General features: G+C 52.6%; 21 protein-coding genes and 1 pseudogene. 15 read left to right on the top strand and 7 right to left on the bottom strand.

What is annotated here, in order from left to right:
* Window positions 1–168: 168 nt before the first annotated feature.
* A complete protein-coding gene (locus tag C2U53_RS13100) occupies window positions 169–621 on the bottom strand; it encodes a YhcH/YjgK/YiaL family protein (protein WP_042999246.1) in 453 nt (150 codons plus the stop codon).
* 677 nt (window positions 622–1,298) lie between these two features.
* Between C2U53_RS13100 and arcA the strand changes: the two genes are divergently transcribed.
* From arcA to ridA, 10 genes and pseudogenes are all read left to right on the top strand, one after another.
* Window positions 1,299–2,519, top strand: a complete 1,221-nt coding sequence (arcA, locus tag C2U53_RS13095) for an arginine deiminase (RefSeq protein ID WP_042999245.1) — start codon at window positions 1,299–1,301, stop codon at window positions 2,517–2,519.
* A gap of 10 nt (window positions 2,520–2,529) precedes the next feature.
* On the top strand, window positions 2,530–3,462 hold the full coding sequence (arcC, locus tag C2U53_RS13090) for a carbamate kinase (protein ID WP_042999244.1): 933 nt from the start codon (window positions 2,530–2,532) through the stop codon (window positions 3,460–3,462).
* 110 nt (window positions 3,463–3,572) lie between these two features.
* Window positions 3,573–4,589: an ornithine carbamoyltransferase gene (gene argF, locus C2U53_RS13085; RefSeq protein WP_042999243.1), complete on the top strand. Its 1,017-nt coding sequence runs from the start codon at window positions 3,573–3,575 to the stop codon at window positions 4,587–4,589.
* Window positions 4,590–4,654: 65 nt separating this feature from the next.
* Window positions 4,655–5,734: an alanine/ornithine racemase family PLP-dependent enzyme gene (locus C2U53_RS13080; protein ID WP_042999242.1), complete on the top strand. Its 1,080-nt coding sequence runs from the start codon at window positions 4,655–4,657 to the stop codon at window positions 5,732–5,734.
* Window positions 5,735–5,768: 34 nt separating this feature from the next.
* A complete protein-coding gene (arcD, locus tag C2U53_RS13075) occupies window positions 5,769–7,244 on the top strand; it encodes an arginine-ornithine antiporter (protein ID WP_042999241.1) in 1,476 nt (491 codons plus the stop codon).
* A 251-nt stretch (window positions 7,245–7,495) separates the two neighbouring features.
* On the top strand, window positions 7,496–7,975 hold the full coding sequence (locus tag C2U53_RS13070) for an arginine repressor (RefSeq protein WP_043001817.1): 480 nt from the start codon (window positions 7,496–7,498) through the stop codon (window positions 7,973–7,975).
* A gap of 98 nt (window positions 7,976–8,073) precedes the next feature.
* A pseudogene (gene pyrL, locus C2U53_RS30735) lies at window positions 8,074–8,209 on the top strand (pyr operon leader peptide).
* A 2-nt stretch (window positions 8,210–8,211) separates the two neighbouring features.
* Window positions 8,212–9,147 (top strand): aspartate carbamoyltransferase, encoded by a 936-nt coding sequence (gene pyrB, locus C2U53_RS13060; RefSeq protein ID WP_042999240.1) that lies wholly within the window; start codon window positions 8,212–8,214, stop codon window positions 9,145–9,147.
* Between the two features lie 14 nt (window positions 9,148–9,161).
* Window positions 9,162–9,623: an aspartate carbamoyltransferase regulatory subunit gene (pyrI, locus tag C2U53_RS13055; RefSeq protein ID WP_042999239.1), complete on the top strand. Its 462-nt coding sequence runs from the start codon at window positions 9,162–9,164 to the stop codon at window positions 9,621–9,623.
* A gap of 76 nt (window positions 9,624–9,699) precedes the next feature.
* Window positions 9,700–10,086 (top strand): 2-iminobutanoate/2-iminopropanoate deaminase, encoded by a 387-nt coding sequence (gene ridA / locus C2U53_RS13050; protein WP_042999238.1) that lies wholly within the window; start codon window positions 9,700–9,702, stop codon window positions 10,084–10,086.
* Window positions 10,087–10,912: 826 nt separating this feature from the next.
* Here the strand turns inward: ridA and C2U53_RS13040 are convergent.
* From C2U53_RS13040 to mgtA, 6 genes are all read right to left on the bottom strand, one after another.
* On the bottom strand, window positions 10,913–11,626 hold the full coding sequence (locus C2U53_RS13040; protein WP_104445980.1) for a hypothetical protein: 714 nt from the start codon (window positions 11,624–11,626) through the stop codon (window positions 10,913–10,915).
* Window positions 11,627–11,755: 129 nt separating this feature from the next.
* Window positions 11,756–13,042, bottom strand: coding sequence for a TRAP transporter large permease (locus C2U53_RS13035; RefSeq protein WP_042999236.1), 1,287 nt, complete (start codon window positions 13,040–13,042; stop codon window positions 11,756–11,758).
* 30 nt (window positions 13,043–13,072) lie between these two features.
* Entirely contained in the window at window positions 13,073–13,582 is a 510-nt protein-coding gene (locus C2U53_RS13030) for a TRAP transporter small permease (protein ID WP_042999235.1), read from the bottom strand.
* Window positions 13,583–13,643: 61 nt separating this feature from the next.
* The gene (locus C2U53_RS13025; protein ID WP_042999234.1) at window positions 13,644–14,621 is read right to left on the bottom strand and encodes a TRAP transporter substrate-binding protein; all 978 of its coding nucleotides are present in this window, start codon (window positions 14,619–14,621) and stop codon (window positions 13,644–13,646) included.
* Window positions 14,622–14,804: 183 nt separating this feature from the next.
* The gene (locus tag C2U53_RS29925) at window positions 14,805–14,969 is read right to left on the bottom strand and encodes a hypothetical protein (RefSeq protein WP_155985524.1); all 165 of its coding nucleotides are present in this window, start codon (window positions 14,967–14,969) and stop codon (window positions 14,805–14,807) included.
* Between the two features lie 8 nt (window positions 14,970–14,977).
* Window positions 14,978–17,686: a magnesium-translocating P-type ATPase gene (mgtA, locus tag C2U53_RS13020; protein WP_104445979.1), complete on the bottom strand. Its 2,709-nt coding sequence runs from the start codon at window positions 17,684–17,686 to the stop codon at window positions 14,978–14,980.
* A gap of 466 nt (window positions 17,687–18,152) precedes the next feature.
* On the opposite strand from mgtA, the gene treR reads away from it, so the two are divergent.
* The 5 genes from treR to nrdG all read left to right on the top strand — a co-directional run bounded on the left by treR (window position 18,153) and on the right by nrdG (window position 25,636).
* A complete protein-coding gene (treR, locus tag C2U53_RS13015) occupies window positions 18,153–19,100 on the top strand; it encodes a trehalose operon repressor TreR (RefSeq protein WP_042999232.1) in 948 nt (315 codons plus the stop codon).
* 144 nt (window positions 19,101–19,244) lie between these two features.
* Entirely contained in the window at window positions 19,245–20,663 is a 1,419-nt protein-coding gene (treB, locus tag C2U53_RS13010; RefSeq protein WP_042999231.1) for a PTS trehalose transporter subunit IIBC, read from the top strand.
* Between the two features lie 47 nt (window positions 20,664–20,710).
* Window positions 20,711–22,369 (top strand): alpha,alpha-phosphotrehalase, encoded by a 1,659-nt coding sequence (gene treC, locus C2U53_RS13005; protein ID WP_042999230.1) that lies wholly within the window; start codon window positions 20,711–20,713, stop codon window positions 22,367–22,369.
* A gap of 404 nt (window positions 22,370–22,773) precedes the next feature.
* Complete coding sequence (nrdD, locus tag C2U53_RS12995; RefSeq protein ID WP_042999228.1) at window positions 22,774–24,912, top strand: anaerobic ribonucleoside-triphosphate reductase; 2,139 nt, start codon at window positions 22,774–22,776, stop codon at window positions 24,910–24,912.
* Between the two features lie 259 nt (window positions 24,913–25,171).
* Complete coding sequence (gene nrdG / locus C2U53_RS12990) at window positions 25,172–25,636, top strand: anaerobic ribonucleoside-triphosphate reductase-activating protein (RefSeq protein WP_042999227.1); 465 nt, start codon at window positions 25,172–25,174, stop codon at window positions 25,634–25,636.
* Window positions 25,637–25,683: the final 47 nt, after the last annotated feature.

Here is a 25,683-nt window from a genome sequence, read left to right as displayed (position 1 = left end):
AATAAACCGTTTTTACCGTTCGGTTAACATCTGAATGAAGATAAATGCAGTTTATTATTTTTACCGCATGCGCAGACGCAAGGATCGTTACGGACGAATGCAGGATAAATCATAAAAAGGACAGCCGCTCCGATTCACGGAGCGGCTGAGCAATGCCTGCCTTTCTGTTTAAGCCACCAGCAGTTTAACCACCGCTTTACGCACCGGCGCAGGCGTGCCGACGGCGCACAGCGGTTTGTGCACTTCTTGCGGATAAAAGACGACAAAGTCACCTTCATTCAGGATCAATGTTTTCTCCTGCTCCCCTTCCGCTAAAAAGGCGATGTCTTTATCAGCCAGCCAGTCGGTATCCGGTTTACCGGCAGGCAGTACGCTGAAGGTCATTCCTTCCTGCCCTTTCAGCACGATCTGAATATCCAGATAGCGCGCGTGATACTCCGCACGACGCTTCTCGAACGGTTCGGTCATATCTTCAGAAATCAGGTAGAACAGACGGCTACCGTCAATCTCATGTTTCCCCTTCTCCGTCGCCTCGGTGACGTTTGCCTTAATGTACTCAATCGCCTGGCGGAGTTCTTCAGGAAGCCAGGATTGCAGATGGTGAATATTACCAACGATCATCTCATACCCCTCATTCAAAACAGCGTTTCAATTTTAGTTGTTATACGGAAAAAAACCCGAGCGTGCCATCGCTATCATGCAAAGTTTTGCGTCAGCGCATGTTTATCGCTGAAGTTGTTGACTGTCTGTTAACGCTAAACAGCGATCTATGCATCTTTAATGCATAAAATGTAAACACACCCAATAGACAATGCTATCAAGCTATTGTTATATAATGGTTTACAAGAAAAACCATTAGTCGATCACAATTCATTTCCACTGCTTAATCAATGACAATCGCCATATTTATTGCTCAATTTACTTTATAGCGAAAATAATATAATTCACAATACGCATATCTATGCAGTAAATTATTATTAGTCTATAAAAATCATGATGTTACATTGACATCATTCTTTGCTTTAGCCAACAAACAATTAACACAAAAGAATAATCTGACGTATAAATGCGTAGTAATTCAGGTAAAGACTTTTTATTTTTGTTATTTCTCAGACCTCCGTCATATATTAATTAAGAAAAAACAAATAACCGAATGGATGTGAAATTCATCACATTCCTGACTTCTAAATAATTCAATGATGCCTCTCGAAAAATATCGGAACAGTTATGACTGCGAGCATTTTCATTATTCGCAGCCACCCCCTTTTTATTCCTTAAATAGAGTGAAAGGTATCGTAATGGAAAAACATTATGTCGGTTCTGAAATCGGCCAACTACGCAGTGTGATGTTGCATCGCCCTAATCTCAGCCTGAAACGCCTCACGCCGTCTAACTGCCAGGAGCTGCTGTTTGATGACGTACTGTCCGTCGAACGTGCAGGTGAAGAGCATGATATTTTCGCCAACACGTTACGCGAGCAGGGTATCGAAGTTCTGTTACTGACTGATTTACTGACACAAACTCTGGATATCGCGGATGCCAAAAGCTGGCTACTGGAAACGCAAATCTCGGATTACCGACTTGGCCCGACTTTCGCCACCGACATCCGCGCCTGGCTGGCCGATATGCCGCACCGGGAACTGGCCCGTCATTTAAGCGGCGGACTCACCTACGGTGAAATTCCCGCCTCAATTAAAAATATGGTGGTGGATACCCACGATATTAATGACTTTATTATGAAGCCATTGCCAAACCATTTATTTACCCGCGATACCTCCTGCTGGATATATAACGGCGTATCCATTAACCCAATGGCCAAACCGGCTCGCCAGCGTGAAACGAATAATCTGCGGGCCATCTATCGCTGGCATCCGCAATTTGCTGACGGCGATTTTATTAAATATTTCGGCGACGAGAATATCAATTACGACCATGCCACCTTAGAAGGCGGCGATGTGCTGGTCATCGGGCGCGGTGCGGTGCTAATCGGCATGTCTGAACGCACGACGCCGCAGGGAATTGAGTTCCTTGCCCAGTCGCTTTTTAACCATCGTCAGGCCGAACGGGTGATTGCCGTTGAGCTTCCCAAACACCGCTCCTGTATGCACCTCGACACCGTCATGACCCACATCGATATCGACACCTTCTCCGTCTACCCGGAAGTGGTGCGCCAGGACGTGCAGTGCTGGACCTTAACGCCAGACGGGCGCGGTGGCCTGAAACGTACCGAAGAACGCACGTTGATTAACGCCATTGAGAAAGCGCTCGACATCGATCAGGTGCGTCTGATTACCACCGGCGGCGACGCCTTTGAAGCCGAGCGTGAGCAGTGGAACGACGCCAACAACGTCCTCACGCTGCGCCCCGGCGTCGTCGTGGGCTACGAGCGCAACATCTGGACCAACGAGAAATATGACAAAGCCGGCATCACCGTGCTGCCAATCCCTGGCGATGAACTGGGGCGCGGACGCGGCGGCGCACGCTGCATGAGTTGCCCACTGGAACGCGATGGCATTTAAGGAACCCACCATGCAAAACAAACCGACTCTGGTTGTTGCCCTCGGCGGCAATGCGTTGCTCAAGCGCGGCGAACCGCTGGAAGCCAACATCCAGCGCAAGAACATCGTCCTGGCGGCGAAAACCATCGCCCAACTCACACAGCAATGGCGGGTGGTGCTGGTTCACGGCAACGGGCCGCAGGTGGGCCTGCTGGCATTGCAAAACAGCGCCTACGACCGCGTCACCCCCTACCCGCTGGACATTCTCGGGGCAGAAAGCCAGGGAATGATCGGCTACATGCTGCAACAGGCGCTGAAGAACCAACTGCCGCAGCGCGAAATCAGTGTCCTGCTCACGCAGGTGGAAGTGGACCCTGACGATCCGGCCTTTCATAACCCGACCAAGTATATCGGTCCGGTTTATGACCCTGCCCAGGCCGACGCGTTGCAGGCTGAAAAAGGTTGGGTCTTCAAAGCGGATGGCAAAGCGTTCCGCCGTGTGGTGCCTTCACCACAGCCAAAACGCATCGTAGAGAGCGACGCCATCCAGGCGCTGATCGCCCGCGATCATCTGGTCATCTGTAACGGTGGCGGCGGTGTGCCGGTCGTCGAGAAAGCAGACGGTTACCACGGCCTGGAAGCGGTGATCGACAAAGACCTTTCCGCCGCGCTGCTCGCCAGCCAGATCCACGCTGACGCGCTGCTGATCCTGACCGACGCCGACGCGGTGTACCTCGACTGGGGCAAACCGACCCAACGTCCGCTGGCACAGGTGACGCCGGAACGCTTAAGCGAAATGCAATTTGACGCCGGTTCGATGGGGCCAAAAGTCAGCGCCTGCGCCGACTTTGTCAGCCGCTGCCACGGCATTGCGGGCATCGGTTCGCTGGCCGATGGCCCGGCCATTCTCGCCGGCGATAAAGGCACCCTGATTCGGCGCGAAACCGCCGATGTTGACGCTTAAGGCTTTTTTGCCGGATGGCGGCCTCGCCTTATCCGGCCTACACCGATTCACGTCCGTAGGCCTGGTAAGCGCAGCGTCATCAGGCAGTTCATTTTGACAAGGATACATTGATGGCTATTTCACTGAAAAATAGAAACTTTTTGAAAATTCTCGACTTTACGCCAGCGGAGATCCAGTTCCTTATCGATCTGGCGATTGAACTGAAAGCGGCGAAAAAAGCCGGGCGCGAACAGCAAACGCTGATCGGGAAAAACATTGCGCTGATATTCGAAAAAACCTCCACCCGCACCCGCTGTGCCTTTGAAGTTGGGGCATTCGACCAGGGCGCGCAGGTCACTTACCTCGGCCCAAGCGGCTCGCAGATCGGTCATAAAGAGTCGATGAAAGATACCGCTCGTGTACTGGGCCGGATGTACGACGGCATCGAATACCGCGGGTTCGGTCAGCAGATCGTTGAGGAACTGGGGCAATACGCCGGAGTGCCGGTGTGGAACGGTCTGACCGACGAATTCCATCCCACGCAGATCCTCGCGGATCTGATGACCATGCTGGAGCACGCGCCGGGGAAAACGCTGCCCGAACTGAGCTTCGCCTACCTTGGCGATGCGCGCAACAACATGGGCAATTCCCTGATGGTCGGCGCCGCGAAGATGGGCATGGATATTCGCCTCGTCGCGCCAAAATCCTTCTGGCCAGATGAAGCGCTGGTTGCGCAATGCCGCAGCATCGCCAGCACCACCGGGGCACGCATCACGCTGACGGACGATGTGGAAGAAGGCGTCTATGACGTTGATTTTCTGTACACCGACGTCTGGGTCTCCATGGGTGAACCGAAAGAGGCCTGGGCTGAGCGCGTCAGCCTGATGACGCCGTACCAGATCAACCAGAAGGTCATCGACGCCACCGGCAACCCCAACGTGAAGTTCATGCACTGCCTGCCCGCCTTCCATAACGAACACACCAAAGTGGGTCGTGAAATTGAAGCCGCCTACGGCCTGAAAGGGCTAGAAGTGACGGAAGACGTTTTCGAATCCGCACACTCCATCGTGTTCGACGAAGCGGAAAACCGCATGCACACCATCAAAGCGGTGATGGTGGCGACGCTCGGCGACTCACTCACACGATAGCGACTGGACCGAATGCACCGGGTGCGGGTGCCTTCCTGACCCGCGCCCACGTTAGGAGACCCATTATGCGAAATCAGGACTTTCCCTGCCTCTTCGTTAATCTTTCGGTCATTCGTGACAACACCCGGACACTGATTGCGCTATGTCGCCAGCACGGGGTAGAGCCTGTCGGCGTCAATAAGCTGAGCTGCGAAGCGGCAAATGTCGCCAGAGCCATGATTGATGCAGGAATCAGCACGATTGCAGATTCCCGCATCCAGAATCTCAAAAAAATCGCCGATCTGCCCGTCGACAAACTGCTGCTGCGTCTGCCGCAGATAAGCCTTGCGCACGACATCGTGGCCTATGCGGATATCTCGCTGAACTCCGAAGAACATACGTTGCAGGCGCTCTCTGCGGCAGCCATAGCGCAGAACAAAACGCACCGGGTCATTCTGATGCATGACCTGGGCGATCTGCGCGAAGGCTGCGTGGATCCGCTGGAGACACGACGCCTTGCGCGTCTGGTACACAAAGAACTGCCGGGGCTGACGCTGGAAGGACTGGGCGCCAATCTTGCCTGCTACGGCGGAGTGGAACCCACCACCGAAAACCAACAGGCGCTGGTCGATCTCGCCCATCAGATCGAAGACGAGTTGGGTATTGCACTGCGCACGATTTCCGGCGCCAGCTCCGCCGCCCTGTTCCTGCTGATCAACGGTGGGCTGCCGACGGGCGTCAACCAGTTGCGGCTTGGCGCGTCGCTGATCATGGGGTTCGGCCTGAATGACGAGCCGATCCCCGACACCCGCCAGGACGCTATCAAGCTCGGCGTGGAGATCATCGAGCTGAAAGACAAGCCCTCCGTTCCGCAACACTCCACGGCGCTGGATGCCATGGGGAGAAAGCCGGTATTCGAAGATCTTGGCGTACATCACCGGGCGCTGGCCGCGCTCGGCGAACAGGACGTCTCCTTCTCCCAGCTCCGGCCATTTGATCCCGGCGTCAAAGTGCTCGGCGCCAGTTCCGATCACCTGATCCTCGACGTCACCCACGCCGCATCGGGATATCAGGTGGGCGACATCGTCTATTTCTCCCTGGGATACAGCGGCGTCTTGCAGTGCATGACCTCCGAATACGTCGGCAAACAATACAGCTACTTCTAAAAAATCACTTTCTGTCAGATTGAGGACTCTCTTCATGACTACTCTTGATACCAGCAAACCGGCTGCGGACGCTTCGACCTCCCAGTCCGAAGGTAAGCTCAAACTTCCGGCGCTAACGGCGCTTGTGGTCAGCGCGCTGATCGCCGCCGGGGTATTCTCTCTGCCGCAGAACATGGCGGCCAAAGCAGGCGCTGGCGCGATCCTGATCGGCTGGGGAATTACCTTTATCGGCATGTTAACCCTCGCCTTTGTCTTCCAGACCCTGGCGCACCGTAAAAGCGAAGTGGAAGGCGGCGTGTATGGTTATGCCCGCGCGGGTTTTGGCGAGTACATCGGTTTTAACTCCGCCTGGGGTTACTGGATCTCGGCGTGGATCGGCAACGTTTCATACTATGTGGTGATCTGTTCCGCACTCGGCTCCTTCAGCGCGCTCGGTTTCTTTGGCGACGGCACCACCCTTTCTGCGCTGATTGTGGGATCAATTCTGCTCTGGAGTCTGCATTTCCTGATCTGTCGCGGCGTACAGGGTGCCGCCCTGCTCAATCTGATCGGCACGGTCGCGAAAGTGGTTCCTCTGATCATGTTTGTTGTGCTGGTCAGCGTCGCCTTTCAGGTTCGCACCTTTAAGATTGAATTCTGGGGCAATGAACAGCTTGGCTCTGTTATGGACCAGGTGAAAAACATCATGCTGGTCACCACCTGGGTTTTCATCGGTATTGAAGGCGCCGCCATGTACTCGGGCCGGGCGATGAAAAAATCAGACGTGGGTAAAGCCACCATGATTGGATTTTTCATCTCAATCCTGCTGTTTGTCGCCGTCTCGGTGCTGTCGCTCGGCGTTCTGTCTCAGCCAGAACTCGCACAGTTGAAGAACCCTTCTACTGCAGGCGTACTGGCAGCGGCGGTCGGGCCGTGGGGCGCAGCCCTGATGAATATCGGTCTTATCGTTTCCGTCGGCGCCGCGCTGCTGGCCTGGACGTTATTGTCTGCGGAAACGGCGTATATGGCCGGTAAAGACGGCACCATGCCCAAATTCCTGGGCAAAGAAAACGCCAACAAAGCGCCGGTCAATGCGCTGCTGCTGACCAATGGGCTGACCCAACTGTTCCTGATCATCGCCCATTTCCAACAGGCGGGGTATCTTGCGCTGCTGCTGCTGGCCACCTCAATGATCCTGATCCCCTATTTTCTCAGCGGTTTGTATGCCCTGAAAGTGGCGTGGCAGAAGGACGGTTATAACCGTGATGAACAGCATTCCATCACCCGCGACATCATCATCGGCGCGCTGGCAACACTCTATGGTGCCTGGCTGGTCTATGCCGCCGGGATGGAATATCTGCTGCTGTCGATGATCCTCTACGCCCTCGGTATCGTTTTTTATGTCTGGGCGCGGAAGGAGAAAAATGGAAGACTTTTCAATCCAATAGAGATCGTTCTGGCTATTATGGTGGTGGTCGCAGGGATCTACGCGGTCTATCTGTTGGCGACCGGCGTGCTCACGCTCAGTTGATGCACGTCAACACAGGGAAGACGAAGCGGCAAAACTCCGCCTTCCCTTAGACGACTAAGTGGAATATTTTTTCATGCAGATGCCATCCGTCAGGATGCTGAAGCGCGCTCCAGTCAAATTTCAATAAGCCGATCAAACACATCCCGGTTGAAATGGAGAACATTTGCTTAGTGCGTCATCAAATAAAAATAGAAACATTGGGCAGATCTACAGGTTGTTATCTTCGGCTGATTACACTGGACTAACTGATGATGAAACTTTACCAACCCGCTTCAGAAAAAGAAGAACTACAACTCTCTGTTTGTCAGCGCCTGATTGGCGAAAAAAGCTATCTCTCACAGGAGGAGATCCGCCGCGATCTGCAAAACTACGGCTTTGAAACCATCAGCCAGTCAACGGTTTCCCGCCTGCTGAAAATTCTTGGCGTCATAAAAATTAGAAATACGAAAGGACAAAAAATTTATTCCGTCAATCCGCAATTGCGTCCAGCCCCCGATGCCGCCCGTTCCATTTCTGAAATGGTGGTGAGCGTGGAGCATAACAGCGAATTTATCCTTATCCATACGGCGGCAGGCTATGGCCGCGCCGTCGCCCGGATCCTCGATTATCATGCCCTGCCGGAAATCCTGGGTGTGGTAGCGGGTAGCAGTATTGTCTGGGTTGCGCCACGGGTGGTGCAGCGCACTGGCCTTGTCCACAAACAGATTAACTACTTACTAAAAATGAATTAATATTCATTAAAACCGTTTGCGTTGAATAAAAACGGCATTTTTTGCTTGATCCACAAACGGAGCTGAGTATAATCGCGGACAATTTGCCGGGAGGAAGTATGGTCCAGTGTGTACGACATTCTGTCTTACCGCGTCTGAAAACAGACGCTGGCCTGCCGTTTTTCTTTCCGTTGCTCACCTATTCCCAGCCCCTCAAATGAGGGGCTTTTTTTTTGCCCTGGCGTCAGGAGATAAACATGGCTAACCCGCTATATCAAAAACACATCATTTCCATAAACGACCTCAGTCGCGACGACCTCAATCTGGTGCTGGCGACGGCGGCGAAATTAAAAGCGAACCCTCAACCGGAGCTGCTCAAACACAAGGTCATCGCCAGTTGCTTCTTTGAAGCCTCGACCCGTACCCGCCTGTCGTTTGAAACCTCCATGCACCGCCTGGGCGCCAGCGTGGTCGGCTTTTCCGACAGCGCCAACACGTCGCTGGGTAAGAAAGGTGAGACGCTGGCAGATACCATCTCTGTGATCAGCACTTATGTTGACGCGATCGTGATGCGTCACCCACAGGAAGGCGCGGCGCGTCTGGCGACCGAATTCTCCGGTAAGGTGCCGGTACTGAACGCGGGTGACGGTTCAAATCAACATCCGACCCAAACGCTGCTGGATCTGTTCACCATTCAGGAAACGCAGGGGCGTCTGAACAACCTGCATGTGGCGATGGTCGGCGACCTGAAATATGGCCGTACCGTGCATTCCCTGACGCAGGCGCTGGCGAAGTTTGACGGCAACCGCTTCTACTTCATCGCCCCGGATGCGCTGGCAATGCCGCAGTACATTCTTGATATGCTGGACGAAAAAGGCATTGCCTGGAGCCTGCACGCCTCTATCGAAGAGGTGATGGCGGAGGTGGATATTCTGTATATGACCCGCGTACAGAAAGAGCGTCTGGACCCTTCAGAATACGCCAACGTGAAGGCCCAGTTTGTCCTGCGCGCCAGCGACCTGGTGGGAGCGCGGGAAAACATGAAGGTACTGCATCCGCTGCCGCGTATAGATGAAATCGCCACGGACGTGGATAAAACGCCTCACGCCTGGTATTTCCAGCAGGCAGGCAACGGGATTTTCGCGCGCCAGGCGTTACTGGCACTGGTTCTGACTAGCGATTTGGCACTGTAAGGGGAGATAACGAGATGACACACGATAATAAACTGCAGGTTGAAGCGATCAAATGCGGCACCGTAATCGACCATATTCCCGCGCAAATCGGCTTTAAATTGCTGACTCTGTTCAAGCTGACCGAAACCGACCAGCGCATCACTATCGGCCTTAATCTGCCTTCCGGTGAAATGGGACGTAAAGACCTGATTAAGATCGAGAACACCTTCCTGACCGCCGAACAGGTTAATCAACTGTCACTGTATGCGCCACAGGCTACTGTCAACCGTATCGACAACTACGACGTGGTGGGTAAATCACGTCCAAGCCTGCCGGACCACATCGACAGCGTGCTGGTCTGCCCGAACAGTAACTGCATCAGCCACGCTGAACCGGTTTCTTCCAGTTTTTCAGTGAAAAAACGCGCGGATGACATCGCACTTAAATGCAAATACTGCGAAAAAGAGTTTTCTCATTATGTGGTGCTGGCCAACTAATTGCAGTTGGTTAAAAATTCGTGGCTCCCTATAATGCCAGAGAAATTTCATTAACCGCTGTACTTCAGGAGAAATCATGAGCAAAACTATCGCGACGGAAAATGCACCCGCAGCAATCGGTCCATATGTTCAGGGCGTAGATCTGGGCAGCATGATCATCACTTCCGGTCAGATCCCGGTTGACCCGAAAACCGGCAGCGTGTCGGACGACGTCTCCGCGCAGGCGCGTCAGTCGCTGGAAAACGTGAAAGCTATCGTTGAAGCCGCTGGCCTGAAAGTAGGCGACATCGTGAAAACAACCGTATTTGTCAAAGATCTGAACGATTTCGCGACCGTCAACGCCACTTACGAAGCGTTCTTCACCGAACACAACGCTACCTTCCCGGCACGTTCCTGCGTGGAAGTCGCGCGTCTGCCAAAAGACGTGAAGATCGAGATCGAAGCGATCGCCGTTCGTCGTTAAATTCGATAAGAAGAGAACTCTGCCCTTGCGGGGTTCTCTTTATTAAAGAGATTATTTGCAATCTGCAACTGACAATGTCAACTGTCTTGTATTCTTCAATAAAGTAACCGTTTTATTGGCGAATTTTTCAACCGTCCAGTTGTAAATTTCCATTTTGTCTTTAGAACGAGATTCTATCTTTCTGGAGTAACAACGCCAACCAACAATCCAGTTAACTCGTGAGTTATAAACGCTAGCCAGGAGAACGTCGTTATCTTCACTATGGACTTTCTCTAAGGTAACAATTACTCGTCCATAAACGTTATAGCTGACCAGATGATTATATCGATTGGTAGAATCGGTGACAAAAATGCAGATAATTGAAAAGAACAACAGTAATAATAAATTTAATTTATTCTGCCATAAAAAATAACTCATTTATCATGCTCCCCATGAAAAAACATAACCAGATGAGCCAATAATAGCCTGATTCCCTTGCAGACAGACAATACTCCCCCACTTTGTTAGTGCCAAACGAATGTTATCTGCATGAGCAATTTGCGTGTAGATATATCTGTAGGGTTGAAATGGCCTATTCAGGGGGGTATTCATCTCTCTTACCATCACTTTACCGGAGGCTCTTTCCAGATACACATATATTCCATGTCGGGATATACTATCCGCATAGTAAACATCAGAATCATCATTACGGCACCATTGCACAGTCAACAGTTGATGGCTTTCATGCAGAGATGGCCAACACGCTGAAATTACAAAAATTGTATAACAAAATGCGCCAAATGTAGTGATAAGGACTATTTTTCTGAGATACACAAGGAACCGGCTCTCAGTCATGCCAATTTTCCTCGGTTTCAATGACACCAGATATATTATATTCCCTGGCCAGGCACTCCTGATGAAATCGCCCCATAAAATGATCACTTACAGGAACGGCATTACCTAATCTCACCCCAAATTTTTTGTTTCCCACATTCCAGTTGTATCTATCAAAAAACACAAACTGAAACTGCATAAAGTAATCACATAGCCTGTCGCTATTTGTTAATACACTACTATACGTATTCTCCTGAATATTTACTTTCCCTTTTCCCCAGTATTGATATCCACCTATTGCATAAAATAAATCAGAGTTATCGGTAATAAAATCATTCCTACTAACATGTGAAGAAGTAAAAAAATGTTCTCCAGGAGGTAAGGTCTGACAGAATAGCTTTGCAGCTTTTAATTCCTTAATGTAATTATTCTTTAACTGCGCGGATTTTTTCATCATATCGGATAAGTTAACATGTAAATCTTCTCCCGTATTTTTAAGGTAGTGTCTTAAATTACTTTGTGCGAAGGGATACTTATATTTCAAAAATAAATTCCCATCAATCACCTTTTCGATATAATATTTATAATAGTACAATTTATTTGAAAAATGTCCCACTCTGCACCATGACCCACTACCAATATCAGCAGTAGGCTTCGGTTCTTCACGGCCTAATATATAATTTGACATCATCATCTCTAACAAAAAGACACTTTTAAAGTGTAACATTTGCAGCGTTCTCAATTTTGTCAGATGACACCGGTAATTCTTTCTTTCGGAAAAAATTTAGTCGTTATGGACCACACAAGATAAAAAAATCCGGGCATACCAGCCCGGATTTTCGTCACTGCATCACTATCACATCACGCCAAAGAATTTCGGCAGGAACAGCGAAATCGCCGGGATATAAGTCACCAGCAAGAGAACAAGGAACAGTACCGCGTAGAACGGTAGCATCGCCTTCACCACCTGCTCGATCTTCTGTTTACTCACCGCACTGGCAACAAACAGCACAGACCCTACCGGCGGTGTGATCAGGCCAATTCCCAGGTTCACCAGCATAATCATCCCGAAATGTACCGGATCAATGCCGAGGGCGTTGGTGACCGGCAGCAGCACAGGGGTCAGGATCAGAATCAACGGCGCCATGTCCATCAGCGTACCAATCAGCAACAGCATGATGTTAATACACATCAGAATGACATACTTGTTATCCGAGATACTGGTAAACGCTTCGGTAATGCGCATCGGCAGTTGCATATAGGTCATGATGGCGCCAAACGCTGCCGCGAAACCGATCAGGATCATCACGATAGTCACGGTCTTCACAGTGCGATACATCAGTTTCGGCAGTTCAGACCACTTATAGTCGCGGTAGATAAACATGGTGACGAAAAACGCCCACAGGCAGGCGATCGCCGCCGATTCCGTCGCGGTAAAAATACCGGAAAGGATCCCGCCCATAATGATGACGACCGTCATCAGCCCCCACAGCGTATCGAGAAAGATCTTCAATGCCTGTCGGAACGGCACGCGCTCCCCTTTCGGGTAGCCGCGCTTATGCGCAAAGCCCACGCACATTACCATCAGGGTAAAACTCAGCAATAGCCCAGGCAGGATCCCGGCAATAAACAGCGCGGCAATCGACACCGTACCGCCCGTCGCCAGCGAGTAGATCACCGAGTTATGGCTGGGCGGCGTCAGGATTGCCTGCACGGAACCGCTGGCGGTGACCGCTGCGGCAAAGTCTCGCGGATAACCTTTCTTATCCATTTCAGGGATCATCACTGAACCGATCGATGCGGTATCCGCCACCGACGATCCTGAGATCGCGCCAAAAAAGGTTGATGCGACAATGTTCACCAGCGACAGACCACCGCGAATGAAGCCAACAAAGATATAAGCAAAGTTCACTAACCGACGCGCAATGCCTCCTTCCGCCATAATGGCCCCGGCCAGAATAAAGAACGGGATCGCCAACAGTGAGAATTTGTTCACGCCGTTGGTCAACTGGATCATCACCGCTTCCAGCGGGATATCGATATACCACGCCCCGACGATCGCGCTGATCCCCACCGCGTACGCCACCGGCACCCCAATCGCCAGCATGATGCCGAGCGTAAAAACGAGAATAAATGCATCCATTTGCTTTCCCCTATGAAGTCGGTTCGGTCATCAACTGGTTGAACCCAGCATGACCACAGGACGTTGATACTGAGCGCCACGGCAGATCTTCTCGATGATGAAAAGCAGCATGATCGCCGAACCGATAGGGAGCGGAAGATAGTTTTCCCCGGCAGTCAAAATTGGGAATTCTGCCACGGGTTGTTGCCACAACTCATAACAGAGCGTCGAACCGTACCAAAGAATAAAAATACTGATCGCCAGCAACATCAGATCGGCACCGATAAAACAGATCCGACGCCCCATTTCACCAAGACGATCGGTTACCATGCTGACCGCAATATGCGAACCCGCACGATAGCTGACCGCCGCACCAATAAAAGTGAACGTCACCATGCACAATATGGCGATCGGCTCGGGCCAGGACAGCGCGCTGTTCATCACGTAGCGCGCGAATATCCCCACGGGAATAACCGCCACCATCACCAATAAAGCCAGCCCGGCAATCCACATTGAAATTCGATACAGCACATCCATTACCGATGAATAACCTTCACCCATAATCATCACCTCGAACGAATAACCGATTCAGGCAGATGACCTCCGTCATCCGCCTGATGAATTACTTCACATCCTGAATTCGCTTGATCAAATCCTGGTGGTCTTTACCGTATTGATCCCGGACGGGCTGTGTGGCTTTATAAAAATAATCCGTATCGATGTCATGGAAATTCACCCCATTTGCTTTCATGGTTTCCAGTGATTTCGCATTATAGGCTTCCCAGAGTTGGCGTTGTTCTATTTGCGCTTCTTTTGCCAGTTTAATAATTAATTCCTGATCTTCTTTTTTCAGCTTGTCCCACTTGGCTTTTGAAAACAGGAACAGTTCAGGAATAATGAAATGCTTACTCCAGGTGTAATTTTTGGCGACCGGCAGATAGTTATGCGCGACAAAGGTCGGCGGGTTATTTTCTGTGCCATCAATAACCCCGGTCTGCATCCCGCTGAACACCTCACTGGTTCCCATGGCGATCGCATTCGCGCCCATCGCTTTTAAGGTATCGAGCGAGACCGGGCTGGTCTGAACACGGATTTTCATCCCTTTCAGGTCTTCCGGTTTCACCACCGGAGCCTTGGTGATCAGGTTACGCGTTCCGGCATCCATCCAGCCGAGAAACACCAGTCGGGACTGGCTGTTGGCGGTCAGCCGGTCACCAATTTCCTGACCAATTGCCCCATCCAGAACCTTATGCAGGTGATCTTCATCGCGGAAGATATAGGGCAGCGTAAAGACGTTAATCTCAGGCAATATGGCAGCAACCGGAGACATCGACACGCGAATAATATCAATCGCACCCAGTTGCGCCTGTTCAATCATCTGCTTTTCATCCCCCAGTACGCCGCCCGGGAAGGTTTTAATATCCAGACGTCCGTCGGTAGCGGCGCTGAGTTTTTCGCCCATATGCTTCACAGCAACTACGTTCGGATAATCCGCCGGATGGACATCTGCCGCACGCAGCGTTTGCGCAGACGCCGCCTGCGCTGCCAATACTAAAGCAGTCCCCACGCACAGGTTTAACAAGGTTTTGGTCAGTTTCATTTTTCCATCTCCAGAGGTTTATAATTTTCATTAATACAAACGACTTGCAGGATAGAGGGCCGCCTTAATTAAAAGGGACAGTAAGGAATGACATTGCCCAGGCAGACTCGTCGGTGTAACAAAGTATTACGATGATTATGTTCATAAAATGACGATGGATGGAATTTTTTTTAGCACGCTGTTTCATTTTTGCAATGAAGGTCTTTTTCCTGGAAAAAAGATGTCATGAAGCGGGCTTAAATTGTGATCGACCACACCTCTTTGGTTTTTCAAAAAAAATAAAACACGACGAAGGGAAAGAATATATTCTTGCGCGATAAAAAAGAGAATGGCTGCCGAAGCAGCCATTATTTTGTTTACTGCCAGCCGTAGCGGCGGCTATAGAAGCCTTTAACCCATTGCGTTAACGTCATATATCCCACCAGAATCGCCACTAACCAGGGGAAATAACTCAGCGGTAACGCCTGCAATTGCAGATAACCTGCCAGCGGTGAGAACGGTAGCGCAATTCCCACAATCATTACCACCAGCGTCATCAGCATCAGCGGCCAGGCAGCGCGACTCTGAATGAACGGCACGCGGCGCGTACGAATCATATGCACAATCAGCGTTTGCGACAGCAGCCCCACCACAAACCAGCCAGACTGGAACAGCGTTTGCGCTTCCGGCACATTGGCGTGGAATACCCACCACATCAGGCAGAATGTCAGAATGTCGAAGATGGAGCTGATCGGGCCAAAAAAGAGCATAAAACGGCCCAGATCCGCCGGATTCCAGCGCTGCGGTTTCTGGATCTGCTCATCATCAACGTTATCAAACGGGATCGCCACCTGAGATACATCGTACAACAGGTTCTGAATCAGCAAGTGCAGCGGCAACATGGGCAGGAACGGTAAAAAGGCGCTCGCCACCAGCACGCTAAAGACGTTACCAAAGTTAGAACTGGCGGTCATTTTGATATACTTCAGCATATTGGAGAACGTACGACGCCCTTCAATTACGCCTTCTTCCAGCACCATCAGGTTCTTTTCCAGCAGAATAATATCGGCCGCTTCACGGGCGATATCGACCGCGCCATCCACCGAAATACCAATATCCGCCGCACGTAGCGCTGGCGCGTCGTTAATTCCGTCGCCCATAAAGCCCACCACGTGCCCTTCACGTCTGAGGAGGCGGACGATCCGCTCTTTATGCATCGGCGTCAGGCGTGCGAACAGCGTAGTATGCTGAGCCAACGCGGCCAGCGCGTCGTCGCTCATGTCTTCGATATCATTTCCGACAATCACCTCTCCGGCATCCAGACCTACCTCATGGCATACCTTCGCGGCGACCAGTTCGCTGTCGCCGGTCAGGATCTTCACGGTAATGCCACTGGCTTTCAGCGCTTTCAGCGCCGGTGCGGTCGTTTCCTTCGGCGGATCGAGGAAGGCGATGTAACCTTCAAGGATCAGATCGGATTCATCAATACGCTGGTAATCCCCTTCCCGCGCTGGCAGGTATTTGGTCGCCACGGCGACCACGCGCAGCCCCTGACGGTTCAGCGTATCAGTCACGCGCTTCACTCGACGCAGCATGTTGTCATCCAGCGGCACAATTTCGCCGTTATGACGTACTTGCGTACAGACGCTGACGATCTCCTGCAACGCGCCTTTGCACACCAGTTGATGCACATCCGTCTCTTCTGACACCACCACCGACATCCGGCGGCGCTCAAAATCAAACGGAATCTCATCAATTTTCTGCCAGCGGGTAGACAACGTGCGCGCAGCGCCTTCATCCACACCTTCCAGCACGGCGGTATCCAGCAGATTTTTCAGTCCGGTCTGGTAATGGCTGTTCAGCCATGCCGCGTGCAGAACGCGTTCACTGGGCTTACCGGAGATATCCGTATGATTCTCCAGCACGATTTTATCCTGGGTCAGCGTGCCGGTTTTATCGGTGCACAGAACGTCCATCGCGCCGAAGTTCTGAATGGCATCCAGATGTTTGACGATCACTTTTTGCTTGGACAGTTTCACCGCGCCGCGTGCCAGCGTCGAAGTGACAATCATCGGCAGCATTTCCGGCGTCAGGCCTACGGCGACGGAGAGCGCAAACAGCGCCGCTTCCCACCAGTCACCTTTGGTATAACCGTTAATGAGCAGCACCACTGGCGCCATCACCAGCATAAAGCGAATCAACAGCATACTGACGCGACTGATCCCCTTCTGGAACGCGTTTTGCTCGCTTTCCTGTTCGCTGACGCGCCCCGCCAGTTGACCAAACCAGGTATGGGCGCCGGTGGCGATAACCATCGCCTGCGCCGTGCCGCTCACCACGTTAGTGCCCATAAAGCACAGGGTATCGCGCTCAAGCGGGTTGCTTTGGCTGGCGTCGCGGGTGTGCGCCACTTTCTCCACTGGCAGCGATTCGCCGGTTAATGACGCCTGAGCAACAAACAGGTCTCGCGCCTGAATCACCCGCAGATCGGCCGGGATCATGTCCCCCGCCGACAGCTTGATGATGTCGCCGGGCACCAGTTGATCGCCAGGCAGCTCCACCCAGCCGTTTTCCCCTTTCTCATTGATGACCCGCAGCACCGTCGCGGTGTTGCTGACCATCGCTTTCAGCGCGTCTACCGCTTTGGTGGAGCGCGCTTCCTGGACAAAGTTAAGCAGCGTGGAAATCACCACCATCAGAGCGATCACCCCGGCGGCGAACAGATCTTCCGTGGCATACGAGATCGCGCCCAGAAGAGTCAGCAACATATTGAACGGGTTGCGATAACAGGTCCACAGATGCTTCCACCACGGTGACGGTTTCTGGGTCGGCAGAAGGTTTTCACCGTGTTGTTCGCGGGCGGCGTTCACCTCTGCCACATTGAGTCCTTCCGGATGCGCATGAAACGTTTTCCATAGCGTCTTTTCATCCATCACGGCCACTTTCAGGCAGTGTTCACTCAGTGAAGAAGGTATCGGGGTGCTGGCAATCGACTGTGCATTAGGTAATGGATCGCGGTGCACCAGGCGATCGGGCAAATGGCGGCCAAGCCGGGCAAACAGCTGGCGAGTGATATTTTTAAACATAGGAAGCCCCTCCGCGCCAATAAGACAGGCGCAGAAATATCCTTCAGGCGTGGCAAAACCTTACCTGACAGGTAACATCATTTTTAAACAGGGACGTTAATGCGTCACTGTCTTACATCACCGGTAAGACAGCGAAAGGCAGGCTTACCGGAAAGCGCGTGTTCTCCAGGTCGGGAGAGGGGTGGGATCGGGATCCATAAAGCCTCCGGTAATTGAATGAGTTAGCTCACAGATAATAAGTTGTAGATCATAATATTTGTGGCATTTATGGCGTTATAATAACCCCCGGCAATTAAACAAAACATATACACAAAAACATTCGGTTCGCATCCCGGCAGAAAATGAACTACGCCAACGCAAAAGCAGCGTGAAGGATGACGTGTATAAACCAGACTTTGCCCATTGTGGTTTCTATAAGTAAAGTTACCCTCTTATCATCTTTTGTTGCGTACCACGGGAAAACAGGATGCAAAATCGGCTGACTATCAAAGACATCGCCCGCTTAAGCGGCGTGGGGAAATCCACCGTTTCCCGTGTGCTGAACAACGAAAGCGGCGTCAGTGAACGGACTCGCGAGCGTGTCGAAGCCGTGATGAATCAGCACGGATTTTCTCCTTCCCGTTCAGCCCGCGCCATGCGGGGCCAGAGCGATAAAGTCGTCGCCATCATTGTGACCCGTCTCGACTCCCTGTCGGAAAACCTTGCCGTACAGACGATGCTGCCGGTGTTTTATGAGCAGGGTTACGATCCGATCATGATGGAAAGTCAGTTTTCCCCGGAAAAAGTGGAAGAACACTTAGGTATGCTGAAACGCCGCAATATCGACGGCGTGGTGCTGTTCGGTTTTACCGGCATCACGGACACGATGATCGCCCCGTGGCAGGCATCGCTGGTGCTGCTGGCTCGTGATGCGAAAGGCTTTGCCTCCGTCTGCTACGACGACGACGGGGCGATTAAAATCCTGATGCAACGCCTGTACGATCAGGGGCATCGCCACATCAGCTTTCTCGGTGTGCCGCACAGCGACGTCACCACCGGGAAGCGCCGCCATGACGCCTATCTCGCGTTTTGCAAACAACATAAGTTACATCCCGTCGCGGCCCTGCCGGGTCTGGCGATGAAGCAAGGCTATGAGCATGCCGCGAGCGTCATTACACCAGACACTACCGCGCTGGTCTGCGCCACGGATACTCTCGCGCTCGGTGCCAGTAAATATTTGCAAGAACAGCGGGTCGATAATCTGCAACTGGCGAGCGTCGGTAATACGCCGCTGATGAAATTCCTGCATCCGGAGATCGTCACGGTCGATCCCGGTTATGCCGAAGCCGGACGCCAGGCGGCTTCCCAGTTGATCGAGCAGATCAACGGACGCAGCGAGCTGCGCCAGATCGTCATTCCTTCCACCCTTTCCTGAAGCATTGCTGATCGCTTTCTGAACGATAATTTGTGATCTTCGCTGCGTTTCGGGAACGTTCCCATTTTTAATTTTTTATCCCGGATATACTCTGTGGCCATCGCATAACCCCCCTTTTCACAGTCATCGCCACGAGGCTTCATGATGAGCAAAGTTAAACAAGCGGATATTGACCGGCTGATAGAGCTGGTAGGCGGGCGAGAGAATATCGCCACCGTGAGTCACTGTATTACGCGCCTGCGCTTTGTGCTGAATCAGCCAGCAAACGCCAGACCGAAAGAAATTGAAGCCTTACCGATGGTCAAAGGCTGCTTTACCAACGCCGGTCAGTTCCAGGTGGTGATTGGCACCGAGGTTGGCGATTATTACAAGGCGCTGCTGGCCACCTCCGGGCAGGCGCACGCCGATAAAGAGCAGGCGAAAAAAGCGGCTCGTCAGAACATGAAATGGCATGAGCAACTCATCTCCCATTTCGCTGAAATCTTCTTCCCGCTACTGCCGGCGCTGATTAGCGGAGGCTTGATCTTAGGTTTCCGCAACGTCATTGGCGACCTGCCAATGAGCAACGGCCAGACGCTGGCGCAGATGTATCCGGCGCTGAAAACGATTTATGACTTCCTGTGGCTGATTGGCGAAGCCATCTTCTTCTATCTGCCGGTGGGCATCTGCTGGTCGGCGGTGAAAAAAATGGGCGGTACGCCGATCCTTGGCATCGTGCTTGGCGTTACGCTGGTATCGCCACAGTTGATGAACGCGTATCTGCTGGGGCAACAGGTACCGGAAGTATGGAACTTCGGGCTGTTCACCATCGCGAAAGTAGGCTATCAGGCGCAGGTCATTCCGGCGCTGCTGGCTGGCCTGGCGCTGGGCGTGATTGAAACGCGCCTGAAACGCATCGTGCCGGATTATCTGTATCTCGTGGTGGTGCCGGTGTGTTCATTGATCCTCGCGGTCTTCCTCGCTCATGCGCTGATCGGTCCGTTTGGCCGCTTGATTGGCGACGGTGTGGCCTTTGCGGTTCGCCATCTGATGACCGGCAGCTTCGCGCCGATTGGTGCCGCGCTGTTTGGCTTCCTGTACGCCCCACTGGTGATTACAGGCGTGCACCAGACCACGCTCGCCATCGACATGCAGATGATCCAGAGCATGGGAGGAACGCCGGTATGGCCGCTGATTGCCCTTTCCAACATCGCGCAGGCGTCTGCGGTGGTCGGCATTATTATCGCCAGCCGTAAACAGAACGAACGCGAGATCTCCGTTCCTGCCGCGATCTCCGCCTATCTCGGGGTCACTGAACCAGCAATGTACGGTATCAACCTGAAATACCGCTTCCCGATGCTCTGCGCAATGATCGGCTCCGGTCTCGCCGGTCTGCTCTGCGGCCTGTACGGGGTGATGGCGAACGGTATTGGCGTTGGCGGCCTGCCGGGCATCCTTTCTATCCAACCGACTTACTGGCAGGTCTACGCCGTCGCGATAGCCATCGCCATTGTCATCCCGATCGTGCTGACTTCTATGGTTTACCAGCGCAAATTCCGTCAGGGCACGTTACAGATTGTCTGATTTTATTCGGGGCGCACTTGCGCCCCTCGCATAACCAGGAATTGACTATGAATACCCTTCCCCACTGGTGGCAAAACGGCGTCATCTACCAGATCTATCCCAAAAGCTTTCAGGATACGACCGGCAGCGGCACCGGCGATTTACGCGGCGTGACGCAGCGCCTCGATTACCTGCATAAACTGGGCGTAGATGCCCTCTGGCTGACCCCGTTCTATATCTCACCGCAGGTGGATAATGGCTACGATGTCGCTAACTATACCGCTATCGATCCCGCTTACGGTACGCTGGATGACTTCGATGAACTGGTCGCCCAGGCGAAAGCACGCGGCATCCGCATTATTCTCGACATGGTGTTTAACCACACCTCCACGCAGCACGCCTGGTTTCGTGAAGCGCTCGACAAAGACAGCCCGTATCGCGAGTTTTACATCTGGCGCGACGGCACGCCTGATGCGCTGCCCAATAACTGGCACTCCAAGTTTGGCGGCAACGCCTGGCAATGGCATGCCCAGAGCGAACAGTATTATCTGCACCTCTTCGCCCCGGAACAGGCGGACCTGAACTGGGAAAACCCTGCCGTCCGCGCCGAGCTGAAAAAAGTCTGCGAATTCTGGGCCGATCGCGGCGTGGATGGCCTGCGCCTGGACGTCGTCAACCTGATCTCCAAAGATCAGCGCTTCCCCAATGACCTGGACGGCGACGGTCGCCGTTTTTATACCGATGGGCCGCGAGCGCATGAATTTTTGCATGAGATGAACCGCGACGTCTTTACGCCGCGCAAGCTGATGACGGTCGGTGAAATGTCCTCCACCACGCTGGAACATTGCCAGCGCTACGCCGCGCTCGACGGTAGCGAACTGTCGATGACCTTCAATTTTCATCACCTGAAGGTCGATTATCCCAATGGAGAGAAATGGACGCTGGCGAAGCCCGATTTTGTCGCACTGAAGACCCTGTTCCGCCACTGGCAGCAAGGAATGCACAACGTCGCGTGGAATGCGCTGTTCTGGTGTAACCACGATCAGCCGCGCATTGTGTCGCGCTTTGGTGACGAAGGCGTATATCGGGTGCCGGCCGCGAAAATGCTGGCGATGGTGCTGCACGGTATGCAGGGCACACCGTACATCTATCAAGGGGAAGAGATCGGCATGACCAATCCTCACTTCACCCGGATCACCGACTACCGCGATGTGGAAAGCCATAACATGTTTGCCGGGCTGCGGGCGGAGGGTCGCGATGCCAATGAACTGCTGGCAATCCTGGCCAGTAAATCCCGTGACAACAGCCGTACGCCAATGCAGTGGAATAACCGCAAGAACGCCGGTTTCAGCCAGGGTGAACCGTGGATCTCCCTGTGCGATAACTACGCGGACATCAACGTGGAGAACGCGCTCGGCGATAATTCGTCGGTGTTTTATACCTATCAACGGCTGATTGCGCTGCGTAAATCCGAACCTGTGTTGACCTGGGGTGACTATCAGGATCTGTTACCAGACAGCCCACACGTATGGTGTTATCAGCGCGAGTGGCAAGGACAGCGGCTGCTGGTCATTGCCAATCTGAGCGGTGAATGTCAGGCCTGGTTCCCGGAATCGTACCGGGGTAACTGGCAGGTGTTGATGCACAACTATGATGAAGTTTCACCACTGCCAACGGCGATGACGCTGCGTCCTTTCGAAGCGATCTGGTGGTTGCAGAAGTCATAAACTGAACACATTTTGCCCGGCAAACTCTCGATGCCGGGCAAAAAGGTCGCCCCGCGTTAGCTTACTGTTTTTGTTGAATAAATAATCAGATTTTTCTATATCACAATTTACAATCGCTATAACGCCCGCCAACTGTACGCTCTGCTTTTTACCTTGCGCTATATCAAAAAAATCGCAAACACTTTTGATGCAAATCACTATATATAGAACTTAAAATGCAATCCGCCCCAACATGTTGTATTAATCAACTACATTTACAACAACAATGATGTCCACAGTCAAGGTGACTTTGTGGATAACATGGGACTGGATTGCGGGAAGTGATTGGATAGAGAGATGAATAACCATATCAACGCCTCCCGAGCCTCTGTGGATAACCTGTTCTTATACATTATGGAGTGATCATGACACCGCATGTGATGAAACGAGATGGCTGTAAAGTGCCGTTTAAATCAGAGCGCATCAAAGAAGCCATTCTGCGTGCAGCTAAAGCAGCGGGAGTCGATGACGCAGATTACTGCGCCACCGTCGCAGAAGTCGTTAGCAGCCAGATGGACGCGCGTAGCCAGGTCGATATTAATGAGATCCAGACGGCGGTTGAAAACCAACTGATGTCAGGCCCTTACAAGCAGCTGGCGCGCGCCTACATTGAATATCGCCATGACCGTGATATTCAGCGAGAGAAACGCGGTCGTCTGAACCAGGAAATTCGCGGCCTGGTAGAACAGACCAATTCCGCGTTGCTCAATGAAAACGCCAATAAAGACAGTAAAGTCATCCCGACCCAGCGCGACCTGCTGGCCGGTATCGTCGCCAAACACTACGCCCGTCAGCATCTGCTGCCGCGTGATGTGGTACAGGCGCACGAGCGCGGTGATATTCACTACCATGATCTCGACTATTCCCCGTTCTTCCCGATGTTCAACTGCATGCTTATCGATCTCAAAGGGATGCTGACGCAGGGCTTTAAGATGGGTAACGCAGAAATCGAGCCGCCAAAATCCATCTCTACCGCCACCGCCGTGACCGCGCAAATCATCGCGCAGGTCGCCAGCCATATTTACGGCGGCACCACCATTAACCGTATTGATGAAGTACTGGCGCCATTCGTGACTGCCAGCTTTAACAAGCACCGTAAGACGGCGGAAGAGTGGCAAATTCCGGATGCCGACGGCTACGCGCATTCCCGTACCGAGAAAGAGTGCTACGACGCCTTCCAGTCTCTGGAGTATGAGGTCAATACGCTGCATACCGCCAACGGCCAGACGCCATTTGTGACCTTTGGTTTCGGCCTGGGCACCAGTTGGGAATCGCGCCTGATTCAGCAGTCCATTTTGCGTAACCGTATCGCCGGTCTGGGCAAAAATCGCAAAACCGCCGTGTTCCCGAAACTGGTGTTTGCGATTCGTGACGGCCTGAACCACAAATTTGGCGATCCGAACTACGACATCAAACAACTGGCGCTGGAGTGTGCCAGCAAGCGCATGTATCCGGACATCCTGAACTACGATCAGGTCGTGAAAGTCACCGGTTCGTTCAAAACCCCGATGGGCTGCCGCAGCTTCCTCGGCGTGTGGGAAAACGAGAAAGGCGAACAGGTTCACGATGGGCGTAACAACCTCGGCGTGATAAGCCTTAACCTGCCGCGTATCGCGCTGGAAGCAGGTGGTGATGAGCCGACGTTCTGGAAACTGCTGGACGATCGTCTGACGCTGGCGCGTAAAGCGCTGATGACTCGTATTGCCCGTCTGGAAGGCGTTAAAGCTCGCGTCGCGCCGATCCTCTATATGGAAGGCGCCTGCGGCGTACGTCTGAAAGCCGATGATGATATCGCGGAAATCTTCAAAAACGGTCGTGCATCGATTTCACTGGGCTACATTGGTATCCACGAAACCATCAACGCCCTGTTTGGTGATACGCATGTCTACGACAGCGAAGCGCTGCGCGCGAAAGCGGTTGCCATTGTTGAGCATCTGCGTCAGGCCGTCGATAAATGGAAAGAAGAGACCGGCTACGGCTTTAGCCTGTACAGCACGCCGAGTGAAAACCTGTGTGACCGCTTCTGCCGTCTGGATACCGCCGAGTTTGGCGTCGTGCCGGGCGTCACCGATAAAGGATACTACACCAACAGTTTCCACCTTGATGTGGAGAAGAAGGTGAACCCGTACGACAAAATCGATTTTGAAGCGCCTTACCCGCCGTTGGCGAGCGGTGGCTTCATTTGCTATGGCGAATACCCGAACATCCAGCACAACCTGAAAGCGCTGGAAGATGTCTGGGACTACAGCTATCAGCATGTGCCGTATTACGGCACCAATACGCCAATCGATGAATGCTACGAGTGCGGCTTTACCGGTGAATTCGAATGCACCAGCAAAGGCTTCACCTGTCCGAAATGCGGTAATCACGACGCGGCACGCGTGTCGGTAACCCGCCGCGTCTGCGGTTATTTAGGCAGCCCGGACGCACGTCCGTTTAACGCCGGTAAACAAGAAGAAGTGAAGCGTCGCGTTAAACATTTAGGGAATGGGCAGATCGGTTAATTTCCGTTTGCAAAGGCCGTAGGCCTGATAAGACGCCATCGCGTCGCCATCAGGCATCACAATGTTGCCGGATGGCGGTGCAAGCACCTTATCCGGCCTACTACCGCTAACTACAGTTCCAATGTCGTGGTTTTCCTCTAAGCAGTTGGTGTTGTAGCAAGGCGGCAAACGAACGAATCCCGGGGAGCTTACATCAGTAAGTGACCCGGGTGAGTGAGAGCGGCCAACACAGCTACAGCGCCAAATGCAACGAGGAAAAATGAATTATCACCAGTATTATCCCGTCGATATCGTTAACGGCCCCGGTACCCGCTGCACCCTGTTTGTTTCAGGGTGCGTGCACGAATGCCCTGGCTGCTACAACAAAAGCACCTGGCGGCTGAATTCCGGTCAGCCATTCACAAAAGCAATGGAAGACCAGATCATTAGCGATCTAAACGATACGCGGATCCACCGCCAGGGGATCTCCCTTTCCGGCGGCGATCCGCTTCATCCGCAGAACGTACCGGATATCCTGAAGCTGGTGCAGCGCATTCGTGCTGAATGTGCAGGTAAAGATATCTGGGTGTGGACCGGCTATAAGCTGGATGAACTCAACGCCGCGCAAATGCAGGTTGTGGACCTCATTAACGTGCTGGTGGACGGCAAATTTGTGCAGGATCTGAAAGACCCGGCGCTGATCTGGCGCGGCAGCAGCAACCAGGTTGTCCATCATTTACGGTAAACACTATGGCGGACAGCATCTGCTTTCCGTCTTTCCTGCCCCTCCCA

The sequence above is a fragment of the Citrobacter sp. CFNIH10 genome (genome assembly GCF_002934585.1).
In the GTDB taxonomy this organism is placed as follows: Bacteria; Pseudomonadota; Gammaproteobacteria; order Enterobacterales; family Enterobacteriaceae; genus Citrobacter_A; species Citrobacter_A amalonaticus.
This window is presented reverse-complemented; position numbering and strand designations above follow the sequence as displayed.